General features: G+C 66.1%; 12 protein-coding genes. 11 read left to right on the forward strand and 1 reads right to left on the reverse strand.

Annotation, left to right across the window (positions count from 1 at the left end):
• Nucleotides 1-282: 282 nt before the first annotated feature.
• From ACFQ9R_RS05415 to ACFQ9R_RS05455, 9 genes are all read left to right on the forward strand, one after another.
• Complete coding sequence (locus ACFQ9R_RS05415) at nucleotides 283-1,077, forward strand: helix-turn-helix transcriptional regulator (RefSeq protein WP_378989108.1); 795 nt, start codon at nucleotides 283-285, stop codon at nucleotides 1,075-1,077.
• On the forward strand, nucleotides 1,074-2,510 hold the full coding sequence (gene sufB / locus ACFQ9R_RS05420) for a Fe-S cluster assembly protein SufB (RefSeq protein WP_378989109.1): 1,437 nt from the start codon (nucleotides 1,074-1,076) through the stop codon (nucleotides 2,508-2,510). The genes ACFQ9R_RS05415 and sufB overlap by 4 nt, the downstream gene beginning before the upstream one ends.
• Entirely contained in the window at nucleotides 2,510-3,688 is a 1,179-nt protein-coding gene (gene sufD, locus ACFQ9R_RS05425; protein ID WP_378989110.1) for a Fe-S cluster assembly protein SufD, read from the forward strand. Before sufB ends, sufD begins: the two co-directional genes overlap by 1 nt.
• Nucleotides 3,689-3,720: 32 nt before the next feature.
• Nucleotides 3,721-4,488 (forward strand): Fe-S cluster assembly ATPase SufC, encoded by a 768-nt coding sequence (gene sufC / locus ACFQ9R_RS05430; protein WP_067452582.1) that lies wholly within the window; start codon nucleotides 3,721-3,723, stop codon nucleotides 4,486-4,488.
• 1 nt (nucleotide 4,489) lies between these two features.
• Nucleotides 4,490-5,743, forward strand: a complete 1,254-nt coding sequence (locus ACFQ9R_RS05435) for a cysteine desulfurase (RefSeq protein ID WP_378627113.1) — start codon at nucleotides 4,490-4,492, stop codon at nucleotides 5,741-5,743.
• A gap of 3 nt (nucleotides 5,744-5,746) precedes the next feature.
• Nucleotides 5,747-6,229 (forward strand): Fe-S cluster assembly sulfur transfer protein SufU, encoded by a 483-nt coding sequence (gene sufU / locus ACFQ9R_RS05440; RefSeq protein ID WP_056810385.1) that lies wholly within the window; start codon nucleotides 5,747-5,749, stop codon nucleotides 6,227-6,229.
• Nucleotides 6,226-6,633: a metal-sulfur cluster assembly factor gene (locus ACFQ9R_RS05445; protein ID WP_378989111.1), complete on the forward strand. Its 408-nt coding sequence runs from the start codon at nucleotides 6,226-6,228 to the stop codon at nucleotides 6,631-6,633. Before sufU ends, ACFQ9R_RS05445 begins: the two co-directional genes overlap by 4 nt.
• A 170-nt stretch (nucleotides 6,634-6,803) precedes the next feature.
• Nucleotides 6,804-7,235, forward strand: coding sequence for a DUF4189 domain-containing protein (locus tag ACFQ9R_RS05450; RefSeq protein ID WP_378989112.1), 432 nt, complete (start codon nucleotides 6,804-6,806; stop codon nucleotides 7,233-7,235).
• 214 nt (nucleotides 7,236-7,449) lie between these two features.
• Nucleotides 7,450-7,878 (forward strand): DUF4189 domain-containing protein, encoded by a 429-nt coding sequence (locus tag ACFQ9R_RS05455; protein WP_378989113.1) that lies wholly within the window; start codon nucleotides 7,450-7,452, stop codon nucleotides 7,876-7,878.
• Nucleotides 7,879-7,939: 61 nt separating this feature from the next.
• On the opposite strand, the gene ACFQ9R_RS05460 is transcribed toward ACFQ9R_RS05455, so the two are convergent.
• Nucleotides 7,940-8,563, reverse strand: a complete 624-nt coding sequence (locus tag ACFQ9R_RS05460; RefSeq protein WP_378989114.1) for a TetR/AcrR family transcriptional regulator — start codon at nucleotides 8,561-8,563, stop codon at nucleotides 7,940-7,942.
• Nucleotides 8,564-8,722: 159 nt separating this feature from the next.
• Between ACFQ9R_RS05460 and ACFQ9R_RS05465 the strand changes: the two genes are divergently transcribed.
• Together ACFQ9R_RS05465 and ACFQ9R_RS05470 are read left to right on the forward strand one after the other, a co-directional pair.
• Nucleotides 8,723-10,009 (forward strand): PucR family transcriptional regulator, encoded by a 1,287-nt coding sequence (locus tag ACFQ9R_RS05465; protein WP_378989115.1) that lies wholly within the window; start codon nucleotides 8,723-8,725, stop codon nucleotides 10,007-10,009.
• Nucleotides 10,010-10,171: 162 nt separating this feature from the next.
• Nucleotides 10,172-10,726: an NADAR family protein gene (locus ACFQ9R_RS05470; RefSeq protein WP_378989116.1), complete on the forward strand. Its 555-nt coding sequence runs from the start codon at nucleotides 10,172-10,174 to the stop codon at nucleotides 10,724-10,726.
• Nucleotides 10,727-11,134: the final 408 nt, after the last annotated feature.

Raw genomic sequence — 11,134 nt, forward strand, 5'->3', positions numbered from 1 at the left:
CTCGCCGCGTTGTGGTGCGAATATCTCCTGCGAGCAACGCCGTGCGAGCGTGCCGGGCGGACCGTTCGGCACCGGGTGCGGTGTTGCCAAGCGCCGGGTGGTCGCGGTTGCCGACCTGTGCGATGGGTCACCCGGCCGAGCGGCCGGGATCGGTCCGCAGGGGCCGCACCTGGGGTTTTATCGGGCGGGGGAGCGCCCCGATGATCTTCATCGCAGGTCAGGGCACCCTTTGTCAGGTGACCCTTATTAGATTTAGGGAAGCAATTCCGCCACACTGGTGTTGTGAAAACCGTGGGTTTGCGGACAGACGTGGAAAGTGACGGTCGTAAGACGACCGGCGCTCGGTCGTCGGCTGTCCCCGCGGCGACCGCGCACGAAGGGCAGACCAGGGCGGCCATCGTCCAGTTGCTGCTCGAGCAGGGGCCGATCACCGCGACGGCGATCGGCACCGAACTCGGTCTCGCGCCCGCCGGGGTGCGCAGGCACCTCGACGCGTTGATCGACGCGGGCCAGGCTCGGGCGAGCCGCTCCGCGCCGTGGCAGCAGAAAGGGCGCGGTCGACCGGCCAAGCAATACCAGCTCACCGCGGCGGGCCGGGGCAACCTCGGGCACGCCTACGACGATCTGGCCGGGGCGGCGATTCGCCAGCTCGGCGAGATCGGTGGCGACGCCGCGATCGCCGAATTCGCGCGCAAGCGGGTTCGCGTGATCGTCGACGGCATCGAACCCGTCACCGACCACACCGCACCGGTGATCGAGGCCAAGGTCGAGGAGATCGCGGAAGCGTTCGCCGACGCCGGTTTCGCCGCCACCACCCGTCAGGTCGGCGCCGGTGTGCAGATCTGTCAGCACCACTGCCCGGTGGCCCATGTCGCCGAGGAGTTCCCGCAGTTGTGCGCGGCCGAATTGGACGCTTTCCGCGACCTGCTCGGTACCCACGTGCAGCGCCTTGCGACGATCGCCAACGGCGATTGCGCCTGCACCACCCACGTACCGCTGGTCGCGGTGCCGAAGACCCCAACCGCCGCACAGCCCGCGGCGGGACGAACGAACGACTCCGGAAGGAGTGCCGAATGACGACCTCGACCGACCAGGTACAACCGCTTACCCAGGACGAAACCATCGCCTCGCTGGGCACCTACGGTTACGGCTGGTCCGACTCCGATGTGGCAGGCGCCAGCGCCCAACGTGGCCTGTCGGAGGCTGTCGTTCGCGACATCTCGGCCAAGAAGAGCGAAGAGGAGTGGATGCTCGACCTGCGCCTCAAGGCGCTGCGCATCTTCGACCGCAAGCCCATGCCGAACTGGGGTTCCAACCTCGAGGGCATCGACTTCGACAACATCAAGTACTTCGTGCGCTCGTCCGAGAAGCAGGCCGAGAGCTGGGAAGACCTGCCCGAGGACATCAAGAACACCTACGACAAGCTGGGCATCCCGGAGGCGGAGAAGCAGCGTCTGGTCTCCGGTGTCGCGGCGCAGTACGAGTCCGAGGTCGTCTACCACTCCATCCGCGAGGACCTGGAGAAGCAGGGCGTTATCTTCCTCGACACCGATACGGCGTTGAAGGAGCACCCGGAGATCTTCCACAAGTACTTCGGTTCGGTCATCCCCGCCGGTGACAACAAGTTCTCCGCGCTCAACACCGCCGTCTGGTCGGGTGGCTCGTTCATCTACGTGCCGCCGGGCGTGCACGTCGACATCCCGCTGCAGGCCTACTTCCGGATCAACACCGAGAACATGGGCCAGTTCGAGCGGACGCTGATCATCGTCGACGAGGACGCCTACGTCCACTACGTCGAGGGTTGTACAGCGCCGATCTACAAGTCCGACTCGCTGCACTCCGCGGTCGTCGAGATCATCGTGAAGAAGGGCGGCCGCTGCCGCTACACGACCATCCAGAACTGGTCGAACAACGTGTTCAACCTGGTCACCAAGCGGGCCAAGGCCGAAGCCGGCGCCACCATGGAGTGGGTCGACGGCAACATCGGCTCCAAGGTGACCATGAAGTACCCGGCGGTCTGGATGACCGGCGAGCACGCGCACGGCGAGGTCCTCTCGGTCGCGTTCGCGGGCCCCGGCCAGCACCAGGACACCGGCGCCAAGATGCTGCACCTGGCCCCGCACACCTCCTCGACCATCGTGTCGAAGTCGGTGGCGCGTGGTGGCGGTCGCGCGTCGTACCGCGGTCTGGTCCAGATCAACAAAGGCGCCAACGGTTCCAAGTCGACCGTGAAGTGTGACGCGCTGCTGGTCGACACGATCAGCCGCTCCGACACCTACCCCTACGTCGACATCCGCGAGGACGACGTGACGATGGGTCACGAGGCGACCGTCTCCAAGGTCTCCGAGGATCAGCTGTTCTACCTGATGAGCCGCGGCCTCACCGAGGACGAGGCGATGGCGATGGTGGTGCGTGGCTTCGTGGAGCCGATCGCCAAGGAATTGCCGATGGAGTACGCATTGGAACTGAACCGGCTCATCGAGCTGCAGATGGAAGGGGCCGTGGGCTGATGTCGACGCTCGAGACGCCGATCCAGAATCCTGGCGCGGGCGCCGCGGTCAACAAGGGCGAGGTCTTCACCTCGTTCGACGTGAACGCATTCGAGGTCCCGTCGGGTCGCGACGAGGCGTGGCGGTTCACCCCGCTGCGCCGTCTGCGCGGCCTGCACGACGGCACCGCTGTCGCCGACGGTCAGGCTACCGTCGAGGTGAGTGAAGTCGCCGGTGTCACGGTGGAAACGGTGGGCCGCACCGACTCTCGTCTCGGCCAGGCCGGTACTCCCGCTGATCGTGTTGCCGCCCAGGCCTATTCGGGTTTCTCCGAGGCGACCGTGATCACCGTCGGCCCGGAAACCGAAGTGTCGGACCCGGTCACCGTCACCATCACCGGTCCCGGCGAGGGCAAGACCGCCTACGGTCACCTGCAGGTGCGCCTGGACAACTTCGCCGTCGCCACCGTGGTCATCGACCAGCGCGGCGGCGGAACCTACGCCGAGAACGTCGAATTCGTGCTCGGTGACAGCGCCAAGCTCACCGTCGTCGCGGTCCAGGAATGGGACGAAGACGCCGTGCACGTCACCGCGCATCACCTGAAGCTGGGCCGTGACGCGAACCTGCGCCACGTGTCGGCGACCCTCGGTGGCGACCTGGTTCGCCTGTCGGGCACCGTGCGCTACGCCGGTCCCGGTGGCGAGGCCGAGCTGTTCGGCCTGTACTTCGCCGATGCCGGTCAGCACTTCGAGCAGCGACTGCTGGTCGATCACGCCGAGCCCAACTGCAAGTCCAATGTGCTGTACAAGGGTGCGCTGCAGGGTGATCCGGCCTCGCCCAAGGGTGACGCTCGCACGGTCTGGATCGGCGACGTGCTGATCCGCGCGGCCGCCGAGGGCACCGACACCTACGAGGCGAACCGCAACCTGGTGCTCACCGACGGCGCGCGCGCCGACTCGGTGCCGAACCTGGAGATCGAGACCGGCGAGATCGCCGGTGCCGGACACGCGAGTGCCACCGGCCGTTTCGACGACGAGCAGCTGTTCTACCTGCGCGCTCGCGGCATTCCCGAAGACGTCGCCCGCCGCCTGGTGGTGCGTGGCTTCTTCTTCGAGATCATCCAGAAGATCGCGGTCCCCGAGGTCCGGGAGCGGCTCGAGGCGGCCATCGAGGCCGAACTCGCCACTGTCGGTATCTGACTCACCTACTTCCCACGAAGGACTCTAATTCGATGACCACCTTGGAAATCAAGGACCTGCACGCGGAGATCACCACCCCCGAGGGTGAGTCCAAGCAGATCCTCAACGGCGTGAACCTCACCGTGAAGTCCGGCGAGACGCACGCCATCATGGGCCCCAACGGCTCGGGCAAGTCCACGCTGTCCTACGTGATCGCGGGCCACCCGAAGTACACCGTCACCCAGGGCACCATCACCCTCGACGGCGAGAACGTTCTCGACATGTCGGTCGACGAGCGCGCCCGCGCGGGCCTGTTCCTGGCCATGCAGTACCCCGTCGAGGTCCCCGGCGTCTCGATGTCGAACTTCCTGCGCACCGCCGCCACCGCCGTGCGCGGCGAGGCCCCCAAGCTGCGCACCTGGGTCAAGGAGGTGAAGGAGTCGATGAAGGAACTCGACATCGACTCGGCCTTCGCCGATCGCTCGGTGAACGAAGGCTTCTCCGGTGGCGAGAAGAAGCGTCACGAGGTCCTGCAGCTGGGTCTGCTCAAGCCGAAGATCGCGATCCTCGACGAGACCGACTCCGGTCTGGATGTCGACGCGCTGCGCATCGTCTCCGAGGGCGTCAACCGCTACAAGGAGCGCGAAGAGGGCGGCGTGCTGCTGATCACGCACTACACCCGCATCCTGCGCTACATCAAGCCCGACTTCGTGCACGTGTTCGTCAACGGCAAGATCGTCGCCGAAGGTGGCTCCGAGCTGGCCGAGGAACTCGACGCGAACGGCTACGAGCGCTTCACGTCCGCGACCGCTGGAGCCTGACATGACCGCGACGGTGCCAGCCCTCGACGTGGCCCGGATCCGGGCCGACTTCCCCATCCTGCACCGCACGGTGCGGGACGGGAAACCGTTGGTGTACCTGGACTCCGGTGCCACTTCGCAGCGTCCGCTGCAGGTGCTGGACGCCGAGCGCGAGTTCCTGCTCACCCGGAATTCGGCGGTGCACCGCGGTGCCCACCAGCTGGCGGAGGAGGCGACCGACTCCTACGAGGAGGCGCGCGCCGACATCGCCCGCTTCGTCGGCGCCGACACCGGCGAGATCGTGTTCACCAAGAACGCGACCGAGTCGCTGAACCTGGTGGCCAACGCGTTCGGTGACGACCGGTTCCCCTACAAGGTGGGCCCCGGCGACGAGATCGTCATCACCGAGCTCGAACACCACGCGAATCTCGTTCCGTGGCAGGAGCTCGCGCGTCGGACCGGTGCCACCGTGAAGTGGTACGGCATCACCGATGACGGCCGCATCGACCTGGATTCGCTCGAACTGTCTTCCGCGACAAAGGTTCTCGCGTTCAGCCATCAGTCGAACGTGACCGGCGCGGTGGCTCCGGTGGACGAATTGGTCCGCCGGGCAAAGGCCGTCGGCGCGCTCGTCGTGCTCGACGCCTGCCAGTCGGTGCCGCACATGGCGGTGGACTTCCACGAGCTCGGGGTCGATTTCGCCGCGTTCTCCGGCCACAAGATGCTCGGCCCCATGGGTGTCGGCGGACTGTACGGCCGCCGGGCGCTGCTGGAGGAGACGCCGCCGTTCATCACCGGTGGGTCGATGATCGAGACCGTCACCATGGAGAAGACCACCTACGCGCCGCCGCCGCAGCGCTTCGAGGCGGGCACGCCGATGACCTCGCAGGTCGTCGGATTGGCCGCCGCGGTGCGCTATCTCGAGGACCTCGGCATGGACGCGGTCGCCGCGCACGAGCACGCCCTCACCGGTGCCGCGCTCGACGGTCTGTCCGGGATCGAGGGCGTGCGCATCGTCGGGCCGATCGAGAACGTGGACCGTGGTGGCGCGGTGTCGTTCGTGGTCGACGGGATCCACGCCCACGATGTGGGCCAGATCCTCGACGACCAGGGTGTGGCCATCCGGGTCGGGCACCACTGCGCCTGGCCGCTGCACCGCAAGTTCGGTGTCGCCGCCACCGCGCGTGCCTCGTTCGCGGTCTACAACACCCTCGATGAGGTCGACGCGCTGGTTGCGGCCGTGCGGAAGGCCAAGACCTTCTTCGGAGTTGCCTAGATCATGCGTATGGAACAGATGTACCAGGAAGTGATCCTGGACCACTACAAGCACCCGCACCACCGCGGGCTGCGGGAACCGTTCGGTGCGCAGGTGCACCACGTGAACCCGACGTGCGGTGACGAAGTGACGATGCGCGTGCAGATCGACGACGCCGGTGAGGTCGCCGACGTCTCCTACGACGGCCAGGGCTGCTCGATCAGCCAGGCCGCCACCTCGATCCTCACCGATCAGGTGATCGGGCTGCCGGTGCAGCAGGCGCTGAAGGTGGTCGACTCGTTCAGCGAGATGATCTCCAGCCGCGGCACCGTCGAAGGCGACGAGGACATGATCGGCGACGGCATCGCCCTCGCCGGTGTGAGCAAGTACCCGGCGCGGGTCAAGTGCGCGCTGCTCGGGTGGATGGCGTTCAAAGACGCTGTCGTGCAGATCAGTTCGGCCGAGGAAACCAAGGCACCGATGGGAAATGGGGAGTCTGCCACATGAGTGAGAGCACCGATACCGCACAGACCCCGGACGTCGCGCAGGCAGTCGAGGTCGACAAACCCGCCGAAGTCGAGTTGACGGCCGAACAGATTCAGCACCTCGAGGACCTCGAGGAGGCGATGCGTGACGTCGTCGACCCCGAACTCGGCATCAATGTCGTCGACCTCGGCCTGGTCTACGGCCTGTCGGTCGACGGGGAGAACGTCTGCACCCTCGACATGACGCTCACCTCGGCGGCCTGTCCGCTGACCGACGTCATCGAGGACCAGTCCCGCAACGCCCTGGTGCGCAGCGGTATGGTCGAGGATCTGAAGATCAACTGGGTCTGGATGCCCCCGTGGGGCCCGGACAAGATCACCGACGACGGCCGCGAACAGCTGCGCGCCCTCGGCTTCACGGTGTAGCACCGCGCTTTTCGGGCCCGGATCCTGGCTGGATCCGGGCCCTTTTTGCGGTTATGTGTCGACCGGTCTCGGTGTGATGATTCCCGTTCTGGTTGGTTGTCACCGGGCGATCAGTGATGATCTTGACGGTTCTGGACTTGCCGGAACAGTGTCAAGAGGAGATCTTTCGAATGAGTTTCATGAGTAAGGCCGGCCTCGCCGTGGCGGCGCTCGGCCTTGCGGCCGGCGCGGTGCTGGGCGCCGGTTCGGCGAATGCCGTCGGCCCCGACCAGTGGGGCGCGATGGCCGCGGACGGCGACTGGGCGAACTACGGTCGTTCGGTCGGCTATCCCACGCGCGCTGAGGCCGAGGCTGCCGCGCTGGAACAGTGCGCCGCGGATGGTTGCCTGGTGGAGGCCGTGTGGGTCAACGGCTGCGCGGCCCTGGTGGAGAACGATGACTTCATCGCCTGGGGCAAGGGCCCGACCCGCGCCGACGCGGAGCGGGAGGCCTACCTCGCGCTGACCGAGGGCACTCCGCAGAGCCTGCTCGTCAACGTTGGTTCGTCGCAGCTGGCCGGCGGTCATGTGATCGAAACGGTCTGTACCGCCAACGCGAGCTGATCGTCACGGTGATTGTCGAGCCCGGACCGCGTAGCGGTCCGGGCTCGAGTCGTCTTCGGCCCAGACGCTGATCACAGCGGAGCATGCTGGTCTGGATTCATGTGCTGACGGCGGTGATGTGATGTTTCACCGTGTGGTTGGCTGTCACCGGGTCATCAATGATGATCTTGAAGGTTCCGGACTTCCGGAACAGGTTCCAGAGGAGATCTTTCGAATGAGTTTCATGGGTAAGGCCGTCTTCGCCGTTGCGGCGTCGGTTCTTGCGGCCGGGTCGGTGCTGGGCGCCGGTACGGCGAGTGCGGCAGGCGACCAGTGGGCGTCGATCGCGTTGAGCGACGGCCAGGCGATCTACGGCACCAGCGTCAACGAGGAAAGCCCCGAGGCCGCCCAGGCCGCCGCGATCGCCGACTGCCACCTGGCGGACTGCAACGTGGTGACGACGTGGGCCAACGGCTGCGCCGTGCTGGTCGAGAGCGACAACGGCATCGCGTGGTCGACCGGTGCGACGCGGGCAGAGGCCGAGCGCAAGGCGTACGAGAACCTCTCCGAGCTGACCCCGACCGCGCTGCTGGCCAACACGGGCTCGGCGGGCCTGAGCGGCTCCGAAATCGTCGACGTCATCTGCACGGCGAACGCGCGCTGACCATCACGGAGCGAACGGGCCCGGATCCTCACCCAGGATCCGGGCCCTCTGCTGTTGTGTACTAAGCATTTTCGACCACGGCTACCGAGTCGATCCAGGCGCTGATCATGTCGGCGGTCCCGGCGATGATGGCGTCGAGCTCGGCGTCGTCGAGTTCGACCGAACGCAACGCGGTGGCGAAGCCCGCGTTGAGTACGACGAAGGCCATCACGTCGATGTCGACGTGCTTGATCGGGCCCATGAACTGGATGATGTAGAGCTTGATGAGCATCCGCAGCCGGGGTTCGAATTCGGGGATACCGCTGCCGTAGAACTGCAGATCGGCGACCAGGGCACGGACGAGCGGCCCGTTCGCGACGAGAATGTCGACGGCGGAGCGGATCAGACCTATCACGGCATCGCGGGGGGACTGGCCGGAACTGGCGGTGAGCAGCTGGCTGTAGCGCTCTTCCACCTGCAGAAACAGGCTGTCGTTGAGCTCTTTGACGATCTCGTCGCGGTCGTTGAAATAGCGGTACAGCGTGCCGATGCTCATGCCCGCTTCGGTCGCGATCCGGTTGGTCGAGGTATTGCCGATACCGCGGGTGCCGAAAAGATGAGCGGCCACCGTGAGAATGCGCGCTCTCGTCTCCTTCGCCCGGTCCTGCTTGGGGCGTTTGCGCTGCTTATCGGCTTGCGGGGGCATTTATCGACCTCGGCAGAAAGAAGAGTAGAAGGTGAGCGGTTGCTCACCCTACAGTCATGATCACAGAGAAACCGCAGTGTAGGCCAGCACATCGGCCGACATGACGGAAGCACAACCACTACCGGCGGCGCCGGGGTGTAGAAGAAGGAGGAGTCGACGATGACGATCCCACTGGACGAGACGGCCCTGTGGCAGCCCCTGCGCGATGTCCGGACGATGACCAGCCGGTTGGTCGGTCACTTCGTCGACAATGTCGCGACTTGCCGGACGCTACCCGGCGATGTGATCGCCGGCGACGTCACCTCGGTCACCCGGATGTGCCTGGAAATCGTCGGCGGCATGCTGGACGGCCGCGACGAGGAGGTGAAGCTGAACCGGCTCGCGGTGGCGGCGGCGGGCTGGGCGCGCGAAGGCGTGCCGATCGACACGATCCTGCACGCTTTCCACGAGGGCTTCCGGCTCTCCTTCGACGCGGTCTACGACGGGGTGGCCGATGTCGATCGCGCGAGTCTGATCCACGGCTTCCGCCGGGTGGTCGAGATCTCGGACCTGTTGTGTACCACGGTGACTCGCTCCTACATCCGTGAGCACCGCGAGGCCGTCGGCGAACATCACACGGCGGTGCACACCCTCACCTCGGCACTGCTGGCCGGTCAGTCGACCGTCACCATGGCCCGCGAGGTCGGCATCACCGTCTCCGACGCGTATTCGGTGCTCGCTCTCTCGATCGGGGCGCACCCCGACGAGCGCGACCCGCGCGTGAACGGTGCGGTGGTGGCCCGGCGCAAGCTGCGCAGGGTGCAAACGGCGTTGGCGCATCGGTGCGGTGAGCAGGTGCTGTCGCTGCTGTCGGTCGACGGCGGCACGCTGCTGATCCCCGCCGATCTGCTGGTCGGCGAGCAGCTCGACGCACTGGTCGAAGCGCTGTCGCGGGCTGCGCATGTCGACATCACCGCGGCTCTGGTGCCCGCGGCGACGGAGGAGATCCCCGATGCGGCCCAGCGCGCCCACGAACTCCTGGACATGGTGGAGCGTCTCGACAGCGCCCCCGGCCTCTACCGCTTCGGCGACCTGGCCTTGGAGTACCAGCTCACCCGCCCCGGCCCCGGTCGCGCCCGGCTCGGTGAACTCCTCGCCCCCCTCGACAACCACCCTGAGCTCTACGAAACCCTGCGCGTGCACATCGCCAACAACATGAACCGCCAGCGCACCGCCCGGCTGCTGCACATCCACACCAACACCGTCGACTACCGCCTGCGCCGGGTAGCTCAACTCACCGGCCTCGACCCGGCCCAGTCCTCGGGCCTGTGGCAACTGCGTTCCTCGATGATCGCCCGCAGCTTCCACACCGGCCCCGCCCCCCACTCCACCGTCACCGAAGCCAGAATTCCCCGGCGCCCCGCTCCCCATCCCTACTCCGACCTGGACGGCATCCGCTCGGCCTGAACCCCACCTCCGTCCCCGGCGCCGCGACCCTGAGTTGTCGCGATGCCGGGGCTTTCGAACGCCGATCCCGCACTCAGCCAAGCGAACACCGGACGGCGCATCGAGAAGTGCAGTGAACCTGGTTTCGTTCTATGGTTATATAGACCAAAACTAGGAGGGGTGATGACCGCCGAGTCGGTAGAGCAGTTGTGTCGAGCGATCGAGCAGGGCGCGTCGCCGAAGTACCTGGCGTTCTGGGGGCACAGCCCACGTCGCGACGGGACGATCGGCTCGAGCAGCCTGAGCCAGTGGTGGCCGGCGACATTCGTTGTCGACGGTGTGGAATTCGCCAGTGCCGAGCACTACATGATGTGGCGCAAGGCGATGCTGTTCGAGGACGCGGCTACCGCGGCGAAGATCCTCGAGGTCGGCCATCCGAGCCAGGCGAAGAAACTCGGCAGGCAGATCCGTGACTTCGACGAAGACATCTGGGAGCGAACGCGATTCGACATCGTGGTCGCGGGGAGCGTGGCCAAGTTCGGGCAGGATGACGCGCTGCGGGAATATCTGGTCGGTACCGGTGCGCGGGTGCTCGTCGAAGCCAGCCCGATGGACCGGATCTGGGGGATCGGGATGGCCGCCGATGATTCGGGTGCGCTGGATCCCGTGCGGTGGAAGGGACTCAATCTGCTCGGGTTCGCGTTGATGCGGGCGCGGGACGAGTTGGTTCGCCGGTAGATAGCGGTCCATCGCTACTTGTCGGTGGGCGTTGTTAGTCTGTGGCAGACGAACGGTTCGGGAGGAATCGGGCGTTTCGGCAAGCGAGAACTGTTGTGGCCGGAAATGTCTCGGCGCTATGGCAGGTTCGCTGAACGGTGTCGCGGCGATACCGGAAAGCTATTTCCGGGGAAGTCGGCCGCCGTTCATGATTGGTTCGGCTTCGAGGCACGGAGTCGGTATTTCGACGGGGAGAATCTCTGATGTCTGTTGTGGGCAAATATGCCCTTGGTGTGGCCGCGCTGTCCGCGGTGGCGGGGGTAACCCGGGGGTACGCCGGGGCCCCGGCCCCGGGGGGGAGTTGTGTGGGGGGGTCTTATTAAAAAAATACGCAGGCCCCCCGGAAAAAATTTTATATAAAGGTTGGGG

The organism is Nocardia sp. NPDC056541, assembly GCF_042794235.1.
Lineage (GTDB): Bacteria > Actinomycetota > Actinomycetes > Mycobacteriales > Mycobacteriaceae > Nocardia.